Below are 22,212 nucleotides of genomic sequence, written 5' to 3' on the forward strand. Positions count from 1 at the left end.
TCAGGCCACGTAGCCCTGCATGCGGCTGGCGATGATGCGCGGGTTGTCGCCGTTGGCGATCCCCACCAGACCATCGACGAACATCTCGCGCTGGGTGGTCAGGGTGACGATGTGCGCGCCCAGCTTCTTGGCGATCGGCAGGAACACCAGGTTGGCGAAGCCCACGCCGTAGATCGTGGCGACGAACGCGACCGCGATGCCGGCGCCCAGCCGCGAAGGGTCGGAGAGGTTCTCCATCACGTGGATCAGGCCCATCACCGCGCCCAGGATGCCGATCGTCGGCGCATAGCCGCCGGCCGCCTCCCAGATGCGCGCCGACATCTTCATCTGGTTCTCCCACACGCCGATCTCGACCTCGAGCACCTCGCGCAGGCGGTTGGGCTCGATGCCGTCGACCAGCAGCTGCAGGCCCTTGCGCATGAAGGGGTCGGACAGCGCCTCGATCTGGTTCTCCAGGCTCAGCAGGCCCTCCTTGCGCGCGGTCTGGCCCCAGTTCGCGACCTGCTCGATGATCGTATCGAAGGCGGGCGCCGGCGGCACGAAGACCCAGCGCGCCATGCGCATGCCCTGCATGAAGACGCGCAGCGGGCTCTGCAGCATGACCGCGCCGAGCGTGCCGCCGATCACGATCATGAACGCGGTGGGCTGGAACAGCGAGGACAGGTGACCGCCCTCGATCACCTGGCCGACGAGGATGGCGGCGATTCCGAGGGTGAGGCCGACGAGGCTGATCTTGTCCATGGTATCCGGGGGCAGCGCTGGCGGCCCCGATCAGCGGCCCGCGGCCGCGTTCTTGGGTGGGCGCCCGCGCCGGCGCGCGACCGGCATCGCCGTGCCGCCCTCGAAGACGCAGGCGCGCAGGCGAGCCACCGCCTGGCTGTGCAGCTGGCACACGCGCGACTCGGTGACGCCGAGCACCTCGCCGATCTCGCGCAGGTTGAGCTCCTCGTCGTAATACAGCGCCATCACCAGCTGCTCGCGCTCGGGCAGGTGCTCGATCGCCCCGACCAGGCGGCGGCGCAGGTCGGTGTCCTCGAGCAGGGTGAGCGGATCGTTGCCCTCCTGGGCGAGATGGCGGTCGAGATAGTCGTCGTCTTCCTCGCGGTTGAAATCCTCGAGATAGACGAGCTGGTGGCCGCGCGCGTCCTGCAGCATGCGCTGGTAATCCTCCAGCGGCAGGTCGAGCGCGGCGGCGAGCTCGCTCTCGGAGGGCGGGCGGCCGTTCTGCTGCTCCAGGCTGTGGATCGCCGCCTCGATGCGGCGCATGTCGCGGCGCAGGCTGCGCGGCAGCCAGTCGTTCTCGCGCAGGCCGTCGAGCATGGCGCCACGGATGCGCTGCACCGCATAGGTCTCGAACTGGGCGCCGAGGCCCTGCTCGTAGCGGCCGAGGGCATCGAGCAGGCCCATCATGCCGTTCTGGATCAGGTCGTCCACATCCACGCTGGCGGGCAGGCGCGACATCAGCTGGTAGGCGATGCGCTTGACCAGCGGGGCGTAGTTTTCGACGAGACCACCCTTGTCGAGCTTACCGTGAGCGTCGTACATGCATCGGGCCTGTGGGTTCGGGCAGCGGACGGGGCCGTCGGCTCTCGCCCGCCTGGATAGGAATTGCGCATTTTCCCGTAGCATCGCCAGCTTTACCAGCGGGATGTGTCACGCAGGCGGCGCATCAGGCGCGCATGACAGGGGCACGCGCCGGTGAGGCGACGCGCCGCAGGAAGGCCGCGCCCGCATCGCGGCTCGAGGTCTGCAGCGGCGGCTGCAGAGCGCCGGCGATCTCGTCGCGTTCGAGTTCGCCCACCCACGCGAGCGGGACGCCCACGTGGCGGCGCACGAGCGCATCGAGACTGCGGAAGAAGGCGGTGGCGTCCGCCCGCCCGCGCGCGCGGCACACGGCCACGTGCACCGAGCCGGCTCCCGCGGCGGCAAGGCCCTTGATGGTGTGGTAGGCGTCGGTGGCGCCGCTCGCGCTCGCCTCGGCGACCACCAGTCGGCGCGGCGCGGCGAGCACGAACGGAGACGGCTCCGCAGCCTGTTCGCCGCTCGCGTGCACCAGAACGAAGCCGGCGTGGCGGTGCAGGATGCGCAGCGCCTCGATCAGGCAGGCACGGCGCGGATCGTCGAGCAGGGGCAGCGCGAGCGCCGCGGCCGCGGCCGGCACGCGGCCCACCAGGCCCGGCACCGGCTGCACGATGTCGGCGAGCGTGCTGCGGCCGTCGAGCAGCTGCAGCAGGTCCACGCCCTCGCCCACGCCGAGCGCGCCGCACAGCCTGGCGCCGCCCTCGGCCTCGTCCAGCACCAGCACACGCTCGCTGCGCCCGGCGATGCGGTGGGCGGCGAGCGCGGCGTTGTCGGCGGCGCGGCGACCGCCCGCATACAGCGCCACCACCTGGGGCGGCGCGCGGCGGAACAGCCTGCGCAGGCCGGCGGCCTGGTCTTCGCGTCCGTCGAGCATGCTCAGGCCCCTCCCGCCGCGAGCAGCATGCCGGCCTCGTCGCCCTGCAGGTGCCAGGGCGAGGCGCTGCCGTGCTCGCGCAGCGCGCGATGCAAGAGGTAGGCACGGTTGGGCAGGTGCAGGTCCTCGGGTACGCGCTGGCCGTTGGTGAGGTAGCGGATGTCGAGCTCGTGGCGCACCGCGACATCGAGCGCCGGCGCGAGCGAGGCGGCCTCGTCCACCTTGGTGAAGATGCAGCCGGCGAGGTCGCCGCCGGCATAGGCGCGCACCACGTCGTCCAGGGTGTCGCCGCGCGCGGTGGCGTTGAGCAGCAGCAGCCGGCGCACGTCGCCGGCGCCGGAGAGCATGGCCGCCTGCTCGGCCACCATGCGGTCGCGCTGGCTCATGCCCATGGTGTCGATGAGCACCATGTGCTTGTTGCGCAGGCCGGCCAGGGTCTGGCGCAGGTCGGCCGCGTCGCGCACCGAGAACACCGGCACGCCGAGGATACGGCCGTAGATGCGCAGCTGCTCCTGGGCGCCGATGCGGTAGCCGTCGGTGGTGATCAGCGCGAGCCGGCCGGCGCCGTGGCGCACCACGCAGCGGGCGGCGAGCTTGGCGGTGGTGGTGGTCTTGCCGACGCCGGTGGGGCCGACCAGGGCATACACGCCGCCACGGTCGAGCAGATCCTCGTCCGAGGCGCAGGCCCGCATCAGGCGATCGAGGGCGGCACCCACGGCCTCGCGCGCCTCGATGCGGTCGGCGTCCTCGTGCACGGCCTCGACGAGCTTGCGCGCGATCGCCGCGGAGAACCCGGCCTCGAGCAGCTCTCCGAGCATGGCCGCGCGCGCCGGCGCCTGGCGGCGCGTCTCGCCCCAGGCGAAGCCGGCGAGCTGACGTTCGATCATGCCGCGGATGCCGGTGAGCTCGGCCATCAGGCGGGTGTTGGTCTCCTGCAGTTCGCGCACGCGCGCGCTGCCGAATTCGTCGGCGTCGGAGCGCGCGGCACGACCGGAGAACACCGCCGGACCGCTCGGCGCCGGGCGGGCGGCGGTCTGGGCCGCGGCCGCCGCGCGCAGCACGCCGTCGCGGCTGCGCAGCGCGTAGTCGGCGGTCTCGATGCGTGGCGGATTGAAGGCGCGCACCACCGTCCCCGGCTCGGCGGCCGGCTGCGCGACGGGGCGGGAAGCGTTGCGCGCGGCGCTGGCCGCCAGCGCGGAAAGGCTCACGCGGAAGTCGGCGTCGTCGGCGCTGCGCGCCGCCGCGGCCGGCATCTCGACCGCTGCCGGCCGGACCTCCCCGCCCGCACGCGCCACCACCGCCGCCCGATTGGCCGCCTGCAGCGCGCCGACCGCCTCGCCCGGCAGCGCGAGGATCTCCACCCCGCCTTCGACGGCGCGGTTGGACAGCACGATCGCATCCGGACCGAGGGCTTCCTTGAGCGCGCGGAGCGCCTCGCGGGCGGTGGGGGCAAAGTAGCGTTTGACGTTCATGGCGAATCTCCCGGTGGCCGTCGTCGACCACTGCTTGATGAGGATTATCGCGAGGCCGGGTCAAGCGCCTGGGGTGGAATAAAGCGGGTTTCCGGGGTCAATTCGGGAGACGGGGAGCGCGCACCGGCGGCAGCGATCGTGGCCCCGCAGCCGTGTCGGGAAGCGCGAGCATTGTCCGCAGGCGCGCCCCGAGTCGCGATCGCGGCGCACGGAATCCGCCTCGACACGGACGAACCGCCTGATCGCGACTTGCGTCGCGCCTGCGGAGGAGACTCCGCACGCAGTGGTTCTTCGTAGGAGCGACGCGAGTCGCGATCGCGGCGCACGGAATCCGCTCCAACACGGACGAACCGCCTGATCGCGACTTGCGTCGCTCCCACGGCGACTCCGCAGGCGCGTGGGTGCTCAGCCCTGCGCGCCCACCATCGCGGTGACACGGATGGTGCGGTTCTCCGGCACCTCGCTGTTGGAGACGACCTTCAGCGACGGCACGGCGCGGCGCAGGAAGCGCGACAGCAGCAGGCGCAGTTGCGCGGGCACCAGCAGCACCGGCGGCAAGCCGACATCCTCCTGGCGCTGGGCGATCTGCGCGGTCTGGCGCAGCAAGGTATCGGCCAGGCCCGGTTCGATCGCCCCGCCCTCGCCGCCCGCAGCCATGGCCTGCATCAGGATGCGCTCCAGCCCGGGCTCGAGCGCCATCACCTGGACCTCGGCATTGCCCGGGAACAGGCCCTGCAGGATGGCGCGGCCGAGCGCCTCGCGCACCCGGGTGGTGAGCTGGGCCGGATCCTGCACGCGCGGCGCGTTCTCGGCGAGCACCTCGATGATGCTGCGCATGTCGCGGATGTTGACGCCTTCCTCGAGCAGGTTCTGCAGCACGCGCTGCACGGTGCCGAGCGGCAGCAGCTTGGGCACGAGGTCCTCGACCAGCTTGGGCGATTCCTTGCCGAGGTGGTCGAGCAGGGCCTGGGTCTCCTGGCGGCCGAGCAGCTCGGCGGCGTGGTTGAGGATGACGTGGTTGAGGTGGGTCGCCACCACGGTGCTCGCGTCCACCACGGTGTAGCCGAGCGCGTGCGCCTGCTCGCGCATCGAGGCGTCGATCCACACCGCGGGCAGCCCGAAGGCGGGGTCGGTGGTCTCGCGTCCGGCAAGCGGGCCGGACACGCGCCCCGGGTTGATGGCGAGGAACTGGCCAGGATAGGCATCGCCACTGCCGACCTCGACGCCCTTGAGGGCGAGCCGGTAACCGTTGGGCTTGAGCTCGAGGTTGTCGCGGATGTGCACGGGCGCGGACAGGAAACCGACCTCCTGGGCAAACTTCTTGCGCAGGCCGCGGATGCGCTTGAGCAGCTCGCCGTCCTGGCCCTTGTCGACCATCGGGATCAGCCGGTAGCCGACCTCCAGCCCGAGCACGTCCACCTGCGAGACGTCGTTCCAGCTCGCCTCCAGATTGTCGGCGGCGGGCATCGGCACCTGCGCCGCGGCCTCGGGCGCGGCGGCGGCCGCGGCTTCCTCGGCGATGCGCTTGCGCCGCATCCAGGCCATGCCGCCGAGCGTGGCCGCGAGCAGCAGGAAGACCAGGTTGGGCATGCCCGGAATCAGGCCGAGCACGCCGATGATCGCCGCGGTCAGCACCATGACCTGCGGATTGGAGAACAGCTGGCCGATCACCAGCCCGCCGACATCGCCCTCGTCGCCCACCCGCGACACCACCAGACCGGCCGCGACCGAGACGATCAGCGAGGGGATCTGCGCCACCAGGCCATCGCCGATGGTGAGCAGGGTATAGGTGTGGGCGGCGTCGCCCACCGCCATGTCGTGCTGCATGATGCCGACGAAGAGGCCGCCGATGATGTTGATCGCCAGGATGATGATGCCGGCGACCGCGTCGCCGCGCACGAACTTGGACGCACCGTCCATGGCGCCGTAGAAGTCCGATTCCTGCGCGATCTCCTTGCGCCTGCGCTTGGCCTCCTTCTCGTCGACCAGGCCGGCGTTGAGGTCGGCGTCGATCGCCATCTGCTTGCCCGGCATCGCGTCCAGGGTGAAGCGCGCCGACACCTCGGCGATGCGGCCCGCGCCCTTGGTGATCACCACGAAGTTGATCACGGTGAGGATGATGAACACCACCAGCCCGACCGCGGTGTTGCCGCCAACGAGGAAGTTGCCGAAGGCCTCGATCACCTTGCCGGCGGCATCCGGACCGGCGTGACCCTCTAGCAGCACGATGCGGGTGGAGGCGACGTTGAGCGACAGGCGCAGCAGCGTGGTGACCAGCAGCACGGTGGGAAAAACGGAGAAGTCCAGCGGCCGCGTCGAGTACATCGCCACCAGCATCACCATCACCGAGATCGCGATGTTGAAGGTGAAGAAGACGTCGAGGAGGAAGACCGGCAGCGGCAGCACCATCATCGACAGGATGACGAGGATCAGCAGCGGCGCGGCGAGCGGGCGCAGGTTGGCAGGCGCGAGCAGCTGGCGCAGCTTGAGGGTGTCGTTCAGGGCCATGGTTCAGGCTTCATTCCGCGGGCACGCCGGGATCCATCCCGACGGGCACCGGCAAGGCAGTGGGGGCGGCAGGCGGCAGGCCGCCCTGCTTCATCCAGGCGTCGAGCTGATAGACATAGGCCATCACCTCGGCGACCGCGGTGTACAGCGCGGCCGGGATCGCCTGCTCGAGCTCGCAATGCTTGTATAGCGCGCGCGCAAGCGGCGGCGCCTCGAGCAGCGGGACTTCGCTCTCCTTCGCGATCTCGCGGATCTTGAGGGCGAGCTCTCCCCGCCCCTTGGCGACCACCACCGGCGCGCCCATCTTCGCGGCGTCGTACTTGAGGGCGACGGAGAAATGGGTCGGGTTGGTGACCACCACGTCGGCCTTGGGCACCTCGGCCATCATGCGACGGCGCGCCATCTCGCGCTGCATCGCGCGGATGCGGCCCTTGATCATCGGGTCGCCTTCCTGCTCCTTGCTCTCGCGCTTGACCTCTTCCTTCGTCATGCGCAGCTTCTTGTGGTACTGCCAGAGCTGGAAGGGCACGTCGATCGCGGCGAGCAGGCCGAGGCTGAGCACGATCAGCAGGGTGGCGAAGACGATGGTGGCGGAAAAATCCGCCATGCCGGTCTCGAGGGGCTCGACCATCAGGCTGAACAGGTGCTCGAACTCGTACCACAGCACCAGGGCGGCCACGCCGCCGACCAGTACGGACTTCAGGATGGCCTTGAACATCTCGACCAGCCCGTGCAGCGAGAACATGCGCCCCAGCCCCTGCAGCGGGTCGAGGCGGTCAAACTTGAGCCCGAGCACCTTGGGTGCGAAGACCAGACCGCCGAGCACCATCGGCGCAGCCACTGCGGCGACCATCAGCGCGACGAAGAGCGGCATCAGGGTGAGCAGCGCGCCGCCGAGCATGCGCTCGAGCATGTCGAGCATGACGTTCTCGTCGAAGGCGGCGCGGCGGTCGAAGGCGAAACCGTCGCGGAACAGCCCCATCACCCGCCCCGCCATCCAGCCCCCGAGCAACAGCAAGGTCGCCGCACCGGTCATGGTGACGAGGAAGGTCGACAGCTCCCGCGATTGCGGGACCTGGCCTTCCTCACGCGCCTGTTCCAGCCTGCGTGACGAGGGGTCTTCTGTCTTCTCGAGGTCGCTGTCTTCGGCCACGGCCGGCTCCGTCCGCCGTCGCGCCGCACCGCAGGAATACGGGCGCGCGGCGACGTGTGCGGATTATCGGCCGATGCCGGCAAGGGCCGGACGCAGAAAACGTGGTGGAAAGCGGCGCAATTCGGCGCTTTGTGCGAGCGCCGCCGAGACCGCGCCGATCATCCCGGCCGTGTCCCGGCGCGGGCTTTCGATCCGCCCGGGTGCCCTTCAGCGCGGCGCGGGCAGGCGGTCGATACCGCGCAGCAGCGCACCCGCAGCGATCCCGCGCTCTTCAAACCAGCCGGCGTTCATCTCGAGCGCGAAGCGCGCCGGCGCGGCCGCGCAGTGGTTGACCTCGGTGCGCGGCGCCATGCGCTCGATGTTGAGGATCTTCCCCCTGGCATCGATGAAGGCGACCGAGAGCGGCAGATGCGTGTTGCGCATCCACATGCAGTGCACACCCTCCTCCGGAAACACGAACACCATGCCGCGATGCAGCGGCATCGCCACGCGGTGCATCAGCCCGGTCTGGCGTGCATCTGCGGTATGGGCGACCTCGGCCTCGATGCGGTACATGCCGGCCCCGAGTTCGGCCACCGGCAGGCTGGCGCCCCCCCCCTGCGCCGCGGCGGAGAAGGCGGCCGCGCACAGGACCGAGGCGATCGAGGAACGGAGAACGGAGGAGCGTTTCTTCATCGCGGAACAGGCCCGAAAAAGCATGGAGGCCGCGAGTTTAGCGCGCGCCGAGGAGTAAGGCGCGAGACGTGAGGCGCAAGGAGCGGAACCGCCACAGCCGGGAAGTCCGCGAGCGCCCCCGGACCCACCGCGCCTCGCACCTCACGCCTCACTCCTTACGTCGCCAGCATCTCCTGATGCTTGCCGCCCACGCCGAGGTAGGCATCGATCACGCGCCGGTCGCCGGCGAGCTCGGAGGCGGGGCCCTCCATGGCGATCCCGCCGGTCTCGAGCACGTAGGCGTAGTCGGCCACCTGCAGCGCAGCCCGGGCGTTCTGCTCGACCAGGAGGATGGACACCCCGCGGCTGCGCAGTTGCGTGACGATGCGGAAGATCTCGCGCGTGATCAGCGGCGCCAGCCCCAGGCTGGGCTCGTCGAGCATCAGCAGCTTGGGCTTGGCCATCAGCGCGCGACCGACCGCCAGCATCTGGCGTTCGCCGCCCGAGAGGGTGCCGGCCATCTGCGTGCGACGTTCGCGCAGGCGCGGGAAGAGCGCGAAGATCTCTTCCATGGTCTGCGCGTGGTCGCGCAAGCCCATGCGGTAGCGCTGGAAGGCACCCAGCACGAGATTGTCCTCGACGCTCATCTCGCCGAAAAGCTCGCGCTTCTCCGGGACCAGGTTCATCCCGCTCGCGACCATGGTCTCGACCTCCGGCGCCACCATCGCCACGCTGTCGAACTCGATGCGACCACGCGAGGGCAGCAGCCCCATGATCGCCGACAGCATGGTGGTCTTGCCGGCACCGTTGGGGCCGATCACGGTGACGATCTGGCCCTCCCCGACCGTGATGCTGGCGTCGGTGAGCGCCTCGACCTTGCCGTAGGAAACGCACAGGCCTTCGACCCGCAATACCGGGCGATCGCTAAGGTTCTTCGTCGCCATCAGTCTTCTCCTCCGAGATAGGCCGCGAGCACGGCCGGGTCGCGCTGCACGTCCTCCGGCAGGCCCTCGGCGATCTTCTCGCCGAACTCCATCACCACCACGCGATCGACCAGGCCCATCACGAAGTCCATGTCGTGCTCGACCAGCAGCACGCCCATGCCTTCGCCGCGCAGCTTGCGCAGCAGGTCGCCGAGCGCTTCCTTCTCCTTGTAGCGCAAACCGGCGGCAGGCTCGTCGAGCAGCAGCAGGCAGGGGTCGGAGGCGAGCGCACGCGCGATCTCGAGGATGCGCTGCTGGCCGAGCGCGAGGCTGCCGGCCTCGTCGAACATGTGCTCGCCCAGGCCCACGCGCTCGATCTGGCGCGCAGCCTCGGCGAGCAGGCGCGCCTCCTCGGCGCGGTCCATCCGCCACGCCGCCGACAGCACGCCGCTCGTGCCGCGCATGTGGGCGCCGATGGCGACGTTCTCGAGTACGCTCATGGTGGGCAGCAGGCGCACGTGCTGGAAGGTGCGGCTCATGCCCATGCGCGCGATCGCGCGTGAGCCCTTGCCGACCACCGACTCGCCGAGGAAACGGACCTCGCCCGAGGTCGGCGTATCCACGCCCGAAACCTGGTTGAACATCGTGCTCTTGCCCGCGCCGTTGGGACCGATCAGGGCGAGGATCTCGCCCGCCCGCACCTCCAGGCTCATGTTGTTGTTGGCGAGCAGGCCGCCGAAGCGCCGCGTGACCGCCTTGGCCTCGAGCAGCAGGCTGCCGGCGGCCGGCAGCTCGCGCCGCGGTAGCGCCAACGCATCGCGATCGACCGCCCGACGCTGTGCCGCGACCGGGATGAAGCGCTTGAACCCCGACACCAGGATCGGCCACAGCCCGCCGCGTGCCTTGTGCAGCACCAGCACCATCAGCACACCGAAGAAGATCACCTCGAAGTTGCCGCTGGTGCCGAAGAGCTTGGGCAGCAGGTCCTGCAGCCACTGCTTGAGCACGGTGATCACGCCCGCGCCGACGAGCGCGCCCCAGACGTGGGCCGCACCGCCGACGACCGCCATGAACAGATACTCGATGCCGATGTGCAGGCCGAATGGCGTCGGATTCACGAAGCGCTGCATGTGCGCGTACAGCCAGCCCGAGGCGCAAGCGAGCAAGGCGGCGAGGATGAAGATCACCATGCGCGAGCGCGCGGTGTCGACGCCCATCGCCTCGGCCATCACCATGCCGCCCTTGAGTGCGCGAATCGCCCTGCCCTCGCGCGAGTCGAGCAGGTTGCTGGTGGTCAGCACGCCGGCGAGCACGAAGAGCCAGACCAGGTAATACACCTCCTCGCCCTGGCGCAGCTCGTAGCCGAACAGCGAGATCGGCGGGATGCCGGTGAGGCCGGTGTGGCCGCCCAGAAAGCCCATGGTGCCGAACAGGAAGTACAGGCTCAGGCCCCAGGCGATGGTCGCCAGCGGCAGGTAATGCCCGGACAGGCGCAGGGTGAGCTTGCCGATCAGGAAGGCCACCACGACGGTGAGCACCAGCCCGACGAGCAGGGCGAGCCAGGGCGAGCCGCCCGCCCAGGCCAGCCAGCCGGGCAGTTCCGCCGAGGTGGTGAGCAGCGCGGTGGTGTAGGCGCCGAGGCCGACGAAGGCGGCCTGGCCGAAGCTGGTCAGGCCGCCCACACCGGTGAGCAGCACCAGCCCGAGCGCGACCATGGCATACAGGCCGATGTAGTTGAGCAGCGTGACGTAGAAGGCCGACAGCACCAGCGGCGCCACCGCCAGCAGAGCGACGAACGCGGCCATCACCAGGCGCGGAGAGAGCGCGGGTTTCATTCCTCTTCCTCCACGTGGTGGCTGGTCAGGGAGCGCCAGACCAAAACCGGGATGATCAGCGTGAACACCAGGACCTCCTTGTAGGCGCTCGCCCAGAACGAACTGAAGGATTCGAGCAGGCCGACCAGCACCGCGCCGAAGGCTGCGAGCGGATAGCTCGCCAGCCCGCCGATGATCGCGGCGACGAAACCCTTGAGGCCGATCAGGAAGCCGCTGTCGTAGTAGATCGTCGTGATCGGCGAGATCAGCACGCCCGACAGCACGCCGATCAGCGCGGCGAGCAGGAAGGTGAGCTTGCCGGCGAGCGCGGGCGGGATCCCCATCAGGCGGGCGCCGTTGCGGTTGATCGCGGTGGCGCGCAAGGCCTTGCCGTAGATCGTGCGGCCGAAGAACAGCGCGAGCGCGACGATCAGCACGACCGAAGCCGCAATCACCCAGATCGTCTGCCCGCTCACCGTCAGCGGGCCGACCTCGAAGCTCGCATCCGAGAGCGGCGGCGTGCGGTAACCCTCGGCGCCGAAGAACAGCAGGCCCAGGCCCACCATCGCGACGTGGGACGCGACCGAGACGATCAGCAGCACCAGGACCGTGGCCTCGGCGATCGGCTGAAAGACGATGCGGTACATCATCGGTCCGAGCGGCACCACCACCAGCATGGTGAGCAGGATCTGCACCGCGAGGCCGAGTTCGGTTAGCGGCAACAGGCGCAGCAGGGCAAGGACCGCAAGCGGGTAGCCGATATTGACCGCGAGGACGCTCGGCAGCTTGCGCGCCTGCCCGGCACGCAGCGCCCCGAGTCCGTCGAGGGCGGCGACGGCGACCCCGGCACCGAGCAGCAGCCAGGCCGTGGCGGGGAAGACACCGTTACCGATCATCGCAAGCGTGAGCGCGCCGTAGGCGACGAACTCTCCCTGCGGGATGAAGATCACCCGGGTGACAGCGAACACCAGTACCAGCGCGAGCGCTAGCAGCGCATAGATGGCGCCGTTGGTGATGCCGTCCTGACCGAGGATCAGTGCAATCTGAAAATCCATGGACGCGAGCCTCCGCGCGCCCCGGCCGGGAGCCGAAGCGCGATCGAGTGGACCGACTGATGGGAACGGGGCGGTCGCCGGGCCGCAAGCCCGGCGACCGCGCGGGAGCACCGCTTACTGGACGAGCTTCCAGGCGCCCTTCTGGATCTGCACCATCACGCGCGCGCGCTGGTCGAGGCCGAGGTGGTCGTTCGGACCCATCGTGAACACGCCGTGGGCCCCGGGGACCTCCTTCATGTTCTCGAGCGCGTCGCGCAGCGCCGCACGAAACTCGGCGGTGCCGGGCTGGGCCTTCTTGAGCGCCGCGGGAACGGCCGCCTGCAGCATCACGCCGGAATCCCAGGCGTGGGCGCCGAAGGTCGACACGCTGCCCTTGCCGTGCGCCGCCTCGTAGGCCTTGATGTAGGTCATCGCGCTCGCCTTGACCGGGTTGTTGTCGGGCAACTGCTCGGCGACCAGCACCGGACCGGCGGGCAGCAGCGTGCCCTCGCAGTCGGCGCCGCAGACGCGCAGGAAGTCGTTGTTCGCCACACCGTGGGTCTGGTAGACCTTGCCCGACCAGCCGCGCTCCTTGAGCGTCTTCTGCGGCAGCGCCGCCGGCGTGCCCGAGCCCGCGATGAACATGGCGTCGGGCTTGGCCGCCATCATCTTGAGCACCTGCCCGGTAACCGAGGTGTCGGTGCGGGTGAAGCGCTCGTTGGCGACGATCTTGATCCCGCGCGCCTCGGCGACCGACTTGAACTGCTCGTACCAGCCCTCGCCATAGGCGTCGGCGAAGCCGATGAAGGCCACGTTCTTGACGTTGTTGCTCGTCATGTGGGAGACGATCGCGGTCGACATGTGGGAGTCGTTCTGCGGCGTCTTGAACACCCAGCGCCGCTTCTCGTCCACCGGCTCGACGATGCGGCTGGAGGCCGCCCACGCGATCATCGGGGTCTGCGATTCGGCGGCGACGTCGATCATGCCGAGCGAGTTGGGCGAGGTGGTCGAACCGAGCACCACGTCGACCTTGTCCTCGGAGACCAGCTTGCGGATGTTCTTGACCGCGCTGGTGGTGTCCGAGGCGTCGTCGAGGACGACGTAGGTGACTTTCTGCCCGGCGATCTCCTTGGGCATCAGCTCGACGGTGTTGCGCTCGGGGATGCCGAGCGAGGCGGCCGGCCCGGTGGCCGAGACGGTGATGCCCACCTTGAGCTGGGCATGAGCGGCGCCCGCCGCAAAGGCAAGACCGAGCGCGACGAACAGCGTCTTCTTCAGTTTCATGGTATCTCCTCCGGTCGTTATGGATTAGGCGACCAGCCTGACCATGACGGGCCGCCCTTCTTGCCACCCGATGAAACCCGATACCTGCAGTTCCACGAAAAGCGCCTCAATGGTAGACGATTCCGGGCCCTGCGGGCGTGATGCATGCTACGCGCAAAGCGGCTTCCCAGGCCGCTTTGCGATGTTTCAGACGTACTGCCCGGCGTCCACCCGGATGACCTCGCCGGTGATCATGCGCGCCATGTCCGAGAGCAGGAAGACGACGGCTGCGGCGATATCGTCCGGGGTGGCGAGCTCGCGCATCACCGACTCCTGCAGCGCGCGCTCGAGCACCTCGGCCGGCAGCGCGCGCGCCATCTCGGTCATCACCATGCCGGGCGCAACCGCGTTGACGGTGATGCCCTTGGGGCCGAGTTCGCGCGCCGCGGTCTTGGTGAGGCCGATCATGCCCGCCTTCGCCGCGGTGTAGTTGGCCTGGCCGAACTTGCCGCGCAGGCCGTTGATCGAGGTGATGTTGACGACCCGGCCGCGGCCGGCCGCGATCATGCCCGGCGCGCAGGCGCGCAGCATGTGGAATGCGCCGCTCAGGTTGACGTCGAGCACCGAGCGCCATTCCTCGTCGCTCATCTTGAGCAGGCTGCGGTCGCGCGTGATGCCGGCGTTGTTGACCAGCAACGTCGCCGGCTCGGGCAGCTGCGCCACCGCGTCGGCCACCGACTGCGCGTCGGCCACATTCACCCGATGCAGCACGCCCGCCGACTCGTTGCTGTCGGTCATGTCGAAGACATGCACGCGCGCGCCGGAGGCGACCAACGCGTCGGTGATCGTGCGTCCGATCCCGCGCGCGCCGCCGGTGACGATCGCCACCTTCCCAGCCAGTTCTCCGCTAAAACCCATGAGCCGCTTCCCCTCTGGATGTGCATATGCCCGGAGCCCGCTTGCGCGGCCCCCGGGCCGGTTGATGCCGAGCGCTCAGACGAGCGGGCGCGACAGCGAGAGCTGCTGGCCGGGACGGAAGCCGCAGCGGTCGAGGAAGCGCAGCAGGTCGAAGCGGTTCCACTCGACCTCGGTGCGCACCGACTCGACGTGCAGCGAGGTCAGGTTGGCGAGCAGCTGCGACACCAGCGCACGGCCGACGTGCTTGCCGCTGGCCGCCGCATCGACGCCGATGGTGTCGATCACGGCAGCAGTGGCCGCGCGGCCGAACTCGCCGAAGTCGACCCGCGCCATCAGGAAGCCGGCGACCATGCCGTCCTGCTCGGCGACGACCGAGACGCGGACGCCGGACTCGCCGAGCGCCTCGTCGAACTTGCGCCGGTAGTAGGCGCTGCGGTCGTGGCCTGTGGTGCGGCGGTCGATGCGCACGACGGCGTCGAAGTCGGCCGCGGTCAGCGAGCGCACCGGGATGCGGTCGCGCGACAAGGCTTCGGCGTCATCCTGGCTGGCGTCGCTGTAGTCGGGCTCGGTGTTGAACTGGTCCAGCAGTTGCTTGGTGGTGGGATGCGGACGCGTGGTCATCGCTGATCTCCAGGTTGTCGTTTCCGGACGTGAACTCAGAAGTTCACGTATTCGGTCGGGCGCTCGAGCACCAGCCGCGGCGACAGGCGGAAGCCGGCCGCGGAGAAGAACTCGACCAGACCGGGACGATCCCATTGCGCCTGGGTGCGCATCTCGCTGGCGCCGCGTTCGCGCGCGCTGCGGTCGAACTCGCCGACCAGCTTGCGGGCGAGGCCCTGGCGCTGGGCCGCGGGGTCGATCGCCACGGCGTCGAGCACCGCGACGCGTTCCAGGCCGCCGAATTCGCCGTCGAGCAGGTGGCCCAGCAGGAAACCGGCGACCTCGCCGCCACGCTCGGCCACGCAGGAGAAGAATCCCGTGGGGCTCTGCTGCTCGGCCTGGAGGCGGCGCTCGAAGAAGCCGGCGCGGCTCTCGCCGCCATTGGTCGCGTCGAGGCGGGTGACTGCCGCCAGGTCGCCGGCGGCCAGCGGCCGCAGCTTGATTTCGGTATTCGCAGTCATTGCGTCTCCCTGAGATGACTGGGGCGGAGGGCCGCCATCGGCCCCCTCCGCCGGTGGATCAGTGCAGGCTGTCGTACTTGGCCTGCAGTTCGTCCTGCGATTCGCGGTAGTCCGGGTGATCCTTGATGCAGTCGGCCGGGCAGACGAGCTTGCACTGCGGCTCGTCGAAGGCACCGACGCACTCGGAGCACTTGCCCGGATCGATCACGTAGATCGGGTTGCCGGCGGTGATCGCCTCGTTCGGGCACTCCTCGACACAGGCATCGCACGCGGTGCAGTCGTCATTGATGAGCAGGGCCATGATGGCTTCCTCCTGTAGGCTGGTTTCAGGCCGCGGCGGCGAGCTGCTGCCCGCCCAGGCGCGCGAGTTTCTCGTGGCGGAAGGCACCCCACAGGGCCGCGCCGATCGCACCGGCGAAGGGCGAGTCCGGGTGGTTGAACGCAGTCACGTTCATCTTCTGCTCCTTGACCGACTCGTTGAGGGTGTTGAGCAGGCCCTCGTCGAGCGCCAGGCCGCCGGTGCAGAGCACCACGCCCTCGCGCGCGCCGATCGACTTGAGCAGCTTGGCCAGGCGACCGGCCATCGAGATGTGGATGCCCTTCAGGATGTTGGGCGCCGTGATGCCGCGCGACACCATGTTGATGACGTCGGTCTCGGCCAGCACCGCGCAGATGCTCGACACCACCTCGGGGTTGTCGGCCTGGTTCGACAGCGAGCCGATCTCGTCCTGGGCGATGCCGAGGTAGCGCGCGATGTTCTCGAGGAACTGCCCCGAGCCCGAGGCGCACTGGCTGGTCATCTTGTAGGTCTCGACCTTGCCGCGCTCGTCGTTGCGGATCGCCCGCCCGTGCAACGCGCCGATGTCGAGCACCGCGCGCGCTTCCGGGTTGAGGTAGACCGCGCCACGCGCATGGGTCGTCATGGAGTAGAAGTGGCCGGTGTGGAAGTGGAGGCTCTCGCCCTCGCCGGTGGTGGCGACGTAATCCACGTCGGACGCCTTGAGGCCGGCCTCCTCGAGGAGCGCGTGGTAGGCCTCCTCGGCGAGCTTGAAGGGATCGCGCTGACGGATGCGGTCGTTGCGCTTGCCCAGCCACTCGGTCTTGTCGCCCTCGACGCGGAAGAGGACGGTCTTGACGGCGCCGGTGCCGATGTCGATGCCTGCGGTGATGGTCATTTTCAAGCCTCCACGACGGCGCGACGGGCGAATTCGGAAGCCCCAAGCGCACCGGTATAGATCGAATCGGGGTCGATGTTGATCTTCACCTCCCCGTAGTTTTCCTTGACGAGCTGGCGCAACTCCTTGACCGCGGCCTCGTTCTTGGCCACGCCGCCGGTGAAGGTGAACTCGTCGGTGATGCCGCCCGAGCGCGAGATGATCGACATCGCGCGCAGCATGATGGCGCGGTGCAGGCCGGCGAGGATGTCCTCGCGCTTGTCGCCCAGCGCCAGGCGGTCGCGCAGCTCGGCGCCGGCGAACACGGTGCAGGTCGAGTTGATGCGGATCGACTTGGTCGCCTTCATCGCGAGCGGGCCGAGTTCGTGCAGGCCCATGTTCATCTCGTCGGCGACGTAGCCCAGGTAGCGGCCGGTGCCGGCGGCACAGCGGTCGTTCATCTGGAAGTTCACCACGATGCCCTTCTCGTCGATCTGGATGCCCTTGGTGTCCTGGCCGCCGATGTCGAGCACCGTGCGGGTCTTCGGATACATCAGGTGGGCGCCCAGGCCGTGGCAGAGGATCTCGGAGCGGATGTGCTCCTTCGGGAAGGGCAGGCGGACGCGGCCGTAGCCGGTGCCGACCACATAGCGCTCGACCATGTCCACATCGAGCGCCGCATCGATCGGCGCGCCGAGCGCGGCGGTGTCGAGGGCGCCGGACATCTCCCCACGAACCCGCTCCATCGCGGTGCGGAACTTGCGGTTCATGTCGCCCGAAGGCGGACGGTTCTCGACCTCGATGATCGACTTGTCGTACATGTGCAGCAGGGTGTCGAAGGGGATCCCGGCATCGCGCGCCACTTCCTCACCGATCTGCATGAAGCGCGAACCGGCCAGATCGCGGAAGAAGTCCGATTTGCGCTGCGCCGTGGGTGCGAACAGCTTGTCGGCTTCTTCCTCGCGCAGGCGGCGGAAGACTTCGGTCAGCGCACCGACGATCACTTTTTCCTTGCCGGCGAAGCGCGGGCCTTCGACGTTGGCGATGCAGGTCTGCTCGAGGTCGCCGAGCTGCTCGACGAACTGCTCGCGGCGGAAGTTGCGCGTCAGGCCGGCGAGGATCTCGTCTACCCGACCGGCGACGGCCGGCACCTTCTCGAGCTCGCGACGGATCAGGCTCAGGCGCGCATCGATGAACGCCTCGAGCTTGGAGACGCGTGCGGCGGTGTCATAGTTCGAGCGCGAGTTGGTGATGCCGCGACCGAGCACCTGCCCCTTGTCGTCCATGACGACCGCCTTGGTCGTGGTGGACCCCAGATCAATTCCGACGAAACATTCCATGGTTCGCTCCTTACGCGGCTGCCAGCGACGCGCCGCTGCGTTTCTGATCGACCATCTGGAAGTAGCTTTCCAGACGGTTCTTGACGTTTGCGTGGGAGAAGTAGCGCGGATCGACGAGGTCGGTCTCGATGAACGCCGCCGGCTTGCCGGTCCGCTTCTCGATCTCGCGCATCATCAGCAGCTGACCCGCCGAGAAGCTGTTGCAGCTCTTGATCGAGTTGATCAGCAGGCCATCGGCCTGGTAGTCGTTCATGTACTTCTCGAGCAGTTCGACGCGCTGCGGCAGGTTGTTGTTGGTGTAGCAACCCAGGCAGTAGTCGGCCAGCGTGCCCAGCGGATCGTTCGGGTCGTGACGGAAGCCCTGGTCGTAGAGGCCGCCCACCTTGGTGTAGGAGCTCGCCACCACCACCGCGCCCTCGTCGTAGAAGAGCTTCCAGAACTCGCGGAAGCTGGTCCAGTTCGGCGGACCCTCGACGACCAGGCGGTACTTCTCTTCCTTCATGTCGCCTTCGGGCGTGATCGGGCCCTTGCCCTCGCGGATGCGCTGCTCGATCTCCTTGCGCACCAGGTCGTAGTACTCGACCGCGTCGGTGGTGCCGCGGAAGGCGGTGAACATCGGGCCGATGTAATACACGCCGCCGAAGTAGGCATCGATCGGCGAGGGACGGTTCTTCGCGCTCTCCAGCACCCAGACCAGGTTGTCCTCGGCCTTGGCCGAGTTCTTCAGGTATTCGCGCAGACGGTCGATGTCGAACTTGACGCCCGAGACCTTCTCGAACATCGGGATGACTTCTTCCTTGAGCTGCTTGACCACGAAGTCACGCATGTTCTTGGTGATCTTGCCGTCGCCCTGATACGGGATCTGCAGCATCACCGTCGGACACTTGTACTCGTGGCGCAGCAGCTCGAACCACTTCATGAAGGTGAAGCAGCCGGTGTAGGACAGCAGCAGCATGTCCGGCGCGGGCATCGGCTTGCCGTTGGGCGCGATGTTGCCGCGGCCCATCATGCCGATGTCGGCCTTGACGTAGGTGCACACGTCCTCGGAGTGGCCCGCCTTCTCGGCGTCCATGATCATGCCGCCGGAAACCTTGCGCATGCCGTTCTGGATGGCGTTGGTCTCGGGCAGGTTGTTGACCATGTCGAAGCACATGATCAGCTCGTTCAGGTTGCCCGGGACGAAGGTCGACACGACCTTCTCGCCCGACTCCTTGGTGCCGGTGAGACGATCGTAGTTGCCGGCGATCATCTCCTTCTGCTTCACCATCGAGGGTTCTTTGATGACTTCGGGGGAGGTGGCTGCGCTCATGATTAGCTCCAGAGTTTGATGGAGTCGGCGAAGGTGCCGGCCTGCTCGCGGATCGGCTGCATCTGGCCCGAGTTTTCCGCGTACTTGAACGAGATGTAGGGGACGTTGTGCTCGGAGCAGCGGTCGGCCAGCATCGGCCGCTCGAGCAGGGCCGGGTCGCAGAAGCTGGGCGCGGCGAAGATGACACCCTCCGCGGCGTTGCTGCGAACCTGCTCGAGCAGGTACTTGCCCTTGTCCTCTTCCTTGTCGTCGTACTTCGCGGCGGTGGCGATCGACTCGTGCAGGAAGGCGAGCGACAGGTTCTGCATCGGATCACCGCCGGTCGAGACCGGATTGCGCAGCCAGCGATGCACGATCATGTAGTCGTCATCGACGATGTAGCAGCCGGCGAGCTCGATCGACTTGATCAGGTTGAGCGGCGGCTGCTCGCAGAACGAGCCGTTGATGACCACGCGGCAGTTGTCGCGCTTGGATGCCTTCACATTCTCGGCTGCGGCGAGGTATTCGCTCAGCATCTGGTTGTGCTCTTCCACCGGCAGCACGAGGCCGGCGCGCATCAGCAGATAGACTTCGGACGAGGGCACCTTCCACGGCTCGCGGGAACGCATGCCGTACACCGCCTGCACCAGCCTGCGGTTCTCGTTGTAGACCGCGATCGAGGCACGCAGCGCGTCGTCGGTGATCTTGCGCCCGGAGAGGTGCTCGAGGCCTTCACGCAGTTCGTTCAGCTCGTTGGTGTAGTAGCTGCCACCGACGTCGTCGCGATAGTTCTGCGGCACGTCGAAGTAGCGCACGTACTTGCCCGGGAACAGCAGCTTCCACATGCCGGACAGGTTGCGGATCACGTCGCAGATGCTGGGAAACAGCATGCCGTCGACGAAATCCATGCGCTTGGACAGCCCCAGCTCGATGGTCGAGCGTGGGATGCGACAGATGTAGCTCTGGTAGTAGGCGTCGCCGTGGATCACCTCCAGGCCGTCGCCTCCGCCCATGATGCCGAGCGGGAGCATGCCCGCGGCGTGGATGATCTCGCGCGGCACATACACCGGCATGTAGGCGATTACCTTGCGCGAGGGGTCGGCCTCCTTCCACTTCCTTGCGGCGGTGAAATCGAGGTCTTCGTAGAGCGCTTCACAGCGCGCGATGATGTCTGCCGTACTCATGGTCAACGGTTCTCCCAGTTTGCAGAACGCTTCTCAAGAAAGGCCCGTAGACCTTCCACCGCATCGTGGCTGGCCATCAGCTCCTCGAGATACATGGCCTCCACGGTTTCCAGTTTTTGCTTGATCGCCGGCACCCGGTCGCAGCGTGCGGCCCGAACCGCGAAACGCAGCGAGCTGGCGCTCAGCGCAGCAAGATGTTCGTCGTACCACTTCAGCGCGGCCGCCTCGGGGTCGTCGGCCAGCACGTCGGCCAGGCCGATGCGGAACGCCTCGGCGCCGTCGATGCTGCGCCCCGAGAACAGCAGCTCCTCGGCACGCGATTGCCCGACGCGCGGCGGCAGCAGGCAGGAGGCCGCAGGCGCGAACACGCCGAGGCGGATCTCCGGCTGCCCCAGGCGCGCATCCGGCGCCACGAAGAGCAGGTTGCCCGCCGCCGCCACCTCGAGCCCGCCGCCGAGGCACTGGCCGCGGATCGCGACCAGGATCGGCACCGGGCTGTCGAGCATCTGCCGCACCAGCGCATGCAGGGTCTTCAGCATCTGCGCGCACTGCTCGGGCATGTGCTCGTCCACACTGGCGCCGAAGCTGAAGTGCGGGCCCTCGGCATCGAGCAGCACCGCGCGCAGCGCGGGCGAACCGAGGTGGGCGCCGAGCGCCTGCTGCAGCGCGCCGATCATCGCGGCATCGACGATGTTCGCCTTGGGCCGCGCCAGGCGCAGGCGGAGCAGGCCGCCGTCGCGCTCCAGCCAGGCCTTGAGCGGGTTGATCGCCTCGCCCATCACTTCGCCCCCGGCATCAGGCTTTCGATCAGCTCGGGCGTCCAGGGCGTGCCGACGGCGAGCGCCTGGCGGAGGTCGGTGAACTCGATCTCGCGGCCGGTCTCCTTGGTACCCTCGTTGAAGGCGCGGAAGCCGGTGCGGGCCTCGTTCATCATGTTGAGCGCGAGCCAGGCGCGGCTGTTCTCCTTGTTGCGGTTCCAGGCATCGAGCTTGGGCTTGCGCAGCTCCTCGAAGCTCTTGGTCAGGCACTCGGGGAAGGTGGAGATCAGCTTGGCACACAGCTTCTCGACCGCCTCGTCGAGCAGGGAAAGGTCGATCTCGCCGCGCTTGAGCAGCTCCTTGCCGGCGGCCAGTTCGTCGCCGGTCTTGAACTCGCCGTGGATGATGCGGCCGAACTCGTCGAGGTAGCGGTCGGTGATGACCAGCGGGTTGGCGACGAACTTGCCATCGATCTTGAGCGCGGGGACGATCTGCGAGGAAATGCCGAGGCGGTAGGCCTTGTGCGCCGAGAACGGCTCGCACAGGGTGCCGGACACCATCGCCTGCTCGCAGCCGATCATCACCGGCAGGAAGTCGGTCGCACCGCCGATCGCGGCCGAGCCGTGCTTGGGGCCGGCCTGGCCGAAGTTGGCCAGGTCCTGGGCGACGGTGAAGTCCGCCGCCATGCCGATCTCCTGGCCGCCACCGATGCGCATGCCATTGACGCGGCACACCACCGGCTTGTCGCAGCCCAGGATCGCCGACACCATGTCGTTGAAAAGACGCATGTACTGGCGGTATTCCTGCGGGTTGCCGGCGTAGTACTCGGCGTATTCCTTGGTGTTGCCGCCGGTGCAGAAGGCCTTGTCGCCGACCGCGGTGAACACCACCGTGGCGACGTCGCGGGCGCAGGACGCGGCACGGAAGGCAAGGATCAGGCCCTTCACCATGTCGGTGGTGTAGGAGTTGTACTGCTTGGGGTTGTCCAGCCAGATCCAGGCGTTGTACAGGCCCGGCACCACCTCGCCCTGGAGATTGCGCGCGGGGCGCTTCTCGTAGATCACGCCCGGCACCACCGTCTCGGGCACCAGGTTATGGTCGACCAAGTGCTTGGGCGCAGTCTGATCGATCACGCGTTGCGTCGTTTCTTTCATCTCGTATGGCTCCTCTGTC

At 68.4% G+C, this 22,212-nt stretch carries 21 protein-coding genes; all 21 read right to left on the minus strand.

Annotated features, from left to right (window positions below):
- Nucleotides 1-741, minus strand: coding sequence for a flagellar motor protein (locus PO78_RS20275; protein ID WP_004305500.1), 741 nt, complete (start codon nt 739-741; stop codon nt 1-3).
- 30 nt (nt 742-771) lie between these two features.
- Entirely contained in the window at nt 772-1,545 is a 774-nt protein-coding gene (locus PO78_RS20280) for an RNA polymerase sigma factor FliA (RefSeq protein ID WP_004305488.1), read from the minus strand.
- A gap of 124 nt (nt 1,546-1,669) precedes the next feature.
- Complete coding sequence (locus PO78_RS20285; protein WP_043746480.1) at nt 1,670-2,455, minus strand: MinD/ParA family ATP-binding protein; 786 nt, start codon at nt 2,453-2,455, stop codon at nt 1,670-1,672.
- A gap of 2 nt (nt 2,456-2,457) precedes the next feature.
- Nucleotides 2,458-3,927 carry a flagellar biosynthesis protein FlhF gene (gene flhF, locus PO78_RS20290; RefSeq protein WP_043746483.1) on the minus strand — a complete coding sequence of 490 codons (1,470 nt, stop codon included), beginning with the start codon at nt 3,925-3,927 and terminating at the stop codon, nt 2,458-2,460.
- 405 nt (nt 3,928-4,332) lie between these two features.
- Nucleotides 4,333-6,435 (minus strand): flagellar biosynthesis protein FlhA, encoded by a 2,103-nt coding sequence (flhA, locus tag PO78_RS20295; RefSeq protein WP_004303043.1) that lies wholly within the window; start codon nt 6,433-6,435, stop codon nt 4,333-4,335.
- 10 nt (nt 6,436-6,445) lie between these two features.
- A complete protein-coding gene (gene flhB, locus PO78_RS20300; RefSeq protein WP_004303041.1) occupies nt 6,446-7,588 on the minus strand; it encodes a flagellar biosynthesis protein FlhB in 1,143 nt (380 codons plus the stop codon).
- Nucleotides 7,589-7,795: 207 nt separating this feature from the next.
- Nucleotides 7,796-8,263 carry a DUF192 domain-containing protein gene (locus PO78_RS20305; RefSeq protein WP_043746486.1) on the minus strand — a complete coding sequence of 156 codons (468 nt, stop codon included), beginning with the start codon at nt 8,261-8,263 and terminating at the stop codon, nt 7,796-7,798.
- Nucleotides 8,264-8,418: 155 nt separating this feature from the next.
- Nucleotides 8,419-9,186, minus strand: coding sequence for an ABC transporter ATP-binding protein (locus PO78_RS20310; protein ID WP_004303038.1), 768 nt, complete (start codon nt 9,184-9,186; stop codon nt 8,419-8,421).
- On the minus strand, nt 9,186-11,000 hold the full coding sequence (locus PO78_RS20315) for a branched-chain amino acid ABC transporter ATP-binding protein/permease (RefSeq protein ID WP_004303036.1): 1,815 nt from the start codon (nt 10,998-11,000) through the stop codon (nt 9,186-9,188). Before PO78_RS20315 ends, PO78_RS20310 begins: the two co-directional genes overlap by 1 nt.
- Complete coding sequence (locus PO78_RS20320) at nt 10,997-12,034, minus strand: branched-chain amino acid ABC transporter permease (protein ID WP_043746490.1); 1,038 nt, start codon at nt 12,032-12,034, stop codon at nt 10,997-10,999. Before PO78_RS20320 ends, PO78_RS20315 begins: the two co-directional genes overlap by 4 nt.
- 114 nt (nt 12,035-12,148) lie before the next feature.
- The gene (locus tag PO78_RS20325; protein WP_004303034.1) at nt 12,149-13,297 is read right to left on the minus strand and encodes an ABC transporter substrate-binding protein; all 1,149 of its coding nucleotides are present in this window, start codon (nt 13,295-13,297) and stop codon (nt 12,149-12,151) included.
- A 186-nt stretch (nt 13,298-13,483) separates the two neighbouring features.
- Complete coding sequence (gene fabG, locus PO78_RS20330; protein WP_012585753.1) at nt 13,484-14,194, minus strand: 3-oxoacyl-ACP reductase FabG; 711 nt, start codon at nt 14,192-14,194, stop codon at nt 13,484-13,486.
- Nucleotides 14,195-14,269: 75 nt separating this feature from the next.
- Nucleotides 14,270-14,815: a GNAT family N-acetyltransferase gene (locus tag PO78_RS20335; RefSeq protein ID WP_004303032.1), complete on the minus strand. Its 546-nt coding sequence runs from the start codon at nt 14,813-14,815 to the stop codon at nt 14,270-14,272.
- Nucleotides 14,816-14,850: 35 nt separating this feature from the next.
- A complete protein-coding gene (locus PO78_RS20340; RefSeq protein WP_004303031.1) occupies nt 14,851-15,315 on the minus strand; it encodes a GNAT family N-acetyltransferase in 465 nt (154 codons plus the stop codon).
- Nucleotides 15,316-15,373: 58 nt separating this feature from the next.
- On the minus strand, nt 15,374-15,616 hold the full coding sequence (locus PO78_RS20345; protein WP_004303030.1) for a YfhL family 4Fe-4S dicluster ferredoxin: 243 nt from the start codon (nt 15,614-15,616) through the stop codon (nt 15,374-15,376).
- Between the two features lie 25 nt (nt 15,617-15,641).
- A complete protein-coding gene (gene bcrD / locus PO78_RS20350) occupies nt 15,642-16,490 on the minus strand; it encodes a benzoyl-CoA reductase subunit D (protein WP_004303029.1) in 849 nt (282 codons plus the stop codon).
- Between the two features lie 2 nt (nt 16,491-16,492).
- Nucleotides 16,493-17,809, minus strand: a complete 1,317-nt coding sequence (gene bcrA / locus PO78_RS20355) for a benzoyl-CoA reductase subunit A (RefSeq protein WP_043746493.1) — start codon at nt 17,807-17,809, stop codon at nt 16,493-16,495.
- A gap of 10 nt (nt 17,810-17,819) precedes the next feature.
- Entirely contained in the window at nt 17,820-19,118 is a 1,299-nt protein-coding gene (bcrB, locus tag PO78_RS20360) for a benzoyl-CoA reductase subunit B (RefSeq protein ID WP_004303027.1), read from the minus strand.
- Nucleotides 19,119-19,120: 2 nt separating this feature from the next.
- Nucleotides 19,121-20,281: a benzoyl-CoA reductase subunit C gene (bcrC, locus tag PO78_RS20365; protein WP_004303026.1), complete on the minus strand. Its 1,161-nt coding sequence runs from the start codon at nt 20,279-20,281 to the stop codon at nt 19,121-19,123.
- A 2-nt stretch (nt 20,282-20,283) separates the two neighbouring features.
- Entirely contained in the window at nt 20,284-21,060 is a 777-nt protein-coding gene (locus PO78_RS20370) for a cyclohexa-1,5-dienecarbonyl-CoA hydratase (RefSeq protein WP_012585755.1), read from the minus strand.
- Nucleotides 21,060-22,193, minus strand: coding sequence for a 6-oxocyclohex-1-ene-1-carbonyl-CoA hydratase (oah, locus tag PO78_RS20375; RefSeq protein ID WP_004303024.1), 1,134 nt, complete (start codon nt 22,191-22,193; stop codon nt 21,060-21,062). Before oah ends, PO78_RS20370 begins: the two co-directional genes overlap by 1 nt.
- Between the last annotated feature and the right edge of the window lie 19 nt (nt 22,194-22,212).

This window comes from Thauera sp. SWB20, assembly GCF_000831325.1.
GTDB classification, from domain to species: Bacteria; Pseudomonadota; Gammaproteobacteria; order Burkholderiales; family Rhodocyclaceae; genus Thauera; species Thauera aminoaromatica.

Bases quoted from the DNA above. Each gene is read 5' to 3' on its own strand.
- PO78_RS20275 (WP_004305500.1), bottom strand. From the start codon at position 741: ATGGACAAGATCAGCCTCGTCGGCCTCACCCTCGGAATCGCCGCCATC.
- PO78_RS20280 (WP_004305488.1), bottom strand. From the start codon at position 1,545: ATGTACGACGCTCACGGTAAGCTCGACAAGGGTGGTCTCGTCGAAAAC.
- PO78_RS20285 (WP_043746480.1), bottom strand. From the start codon at position 2,455: ATGCTCGACGGACGCGAAGACCAGGCCGCCGGCCTGCGCAGGCTGTTC.
- flhF (WP_043746483.1), bottom strand. From the start codon at position 3,927: ATGAACGTCAAACGCTACTTTGCCCCCACCGCCCGCGAGGCGCTCCGC.
- flhA (WP_004303043.1), bottom strand. From the start codon at position 6,435: ATGGCCCTGAACGACACCCTCAAGCTGCGCCAGCTGCTCGCGCCTGCC.
- PO78_RS20305 (WP_043746486.1), bottom strand. From the start codon at position 8,263: ATGAAGAAACGCTCCTCCGTTCTCCGTTCCTCGATCGCCTCGGTCCTG.
- PO78_RS20310 (WP_004303038.1), bottom strand. From the start codon at position 9,186: ATGGCGACGAAGAACCTTAGCGATCGCCCGGTATTGCGGGTCGAAGGC.
- PO78_RS20315 (WP_004303036.1), bottom strand. From the start codon at position 11,000: ATGAAACCCGCGCTCTCTCCGCGCCTGGTGATGGCCGCGTTCGTCGCT.
- PO78_RS20320 (WP_043746490.1), bottom strand. From the start codon at position 12,034: ATGGATTTTCAGATTGCACTGATCCTCGGTCAGGACGGCATCACCAAC.
- PO78_RS20325 (WP_004303034.1), bottom strand. From the start codon at position 13,297: ATGAAACTGAAGAAGACGCTGTTCGTCGCGCTCGGTCTTGCCTTTGCG.
- fabG (WP_012585753.1), bottom strand. From the start codon at position 14,194: ATGGGTTTTAGCGGAGAACTGGCTGGGAAGGTGGCGATCGTCACCGGC.
- PO78_RS20335 (WP_004303032.1), bottom strand. From the start codon at position 14,815: ATGACCACGCGTCCGCATCCCACCACCAAGCAACTGCTGGACCAGTTC.
- PO78_RS20340 (WP_004303031.1), bottom strand. From the start codon at position 15,315: ATGACTGCGAATACCGAAATCAAGCTGCGGCCGCTGGCCGCCGGCGAC.
- PO78_RS20345 (WP_004303030.1), bottom strand. From the start codon at position 15,616: ATGGCCCTGCTCATCAATGACGACTGCACCGCGTGCGATGCCTGTGTC.
- bcrD (WP_004303029.1), bottom strand. From the start codon at position 16,490: ATGACCATCACCGCAGGCATCGACATCGGCACCGGCGCCGTCAAGACC.
- bcrA (WP_043746493.1), bottom strand. From the start codon at position 17,809: ATGGAATGTTTCGTCGGAATTGATCTGGGGTCCACCACGACCAAGGCG.
- bcrB (WP_004303027.1), bottom strand. From the start codon at position 19,118: ATGAGCGCAGCCACCTCCCCCGAAGTCATCAAAGAACCCTCGATGGTG.
- bcrC (WP_004303026.1), bottom strand. From the start codon at position 20,281: ATGAGTACGGCAGACATCATCGCGCGCTGTGAAGCGCTCTACGAAGAC.
- PO78_RS20370 (WP_012585755.1), bottom strand. From the start codon at position 21,060: ATGGGCGAGGCGATCAACCCGCTCAAGGCCTGGCTGGAGCGCGACGGC.
- oah (WP_004303024.1), bottom strand. From the start codon at position 22,193: ATGAAAGAAACGACGCAACGCGTGATCGATCAGACTGCGCCCAAGCAC.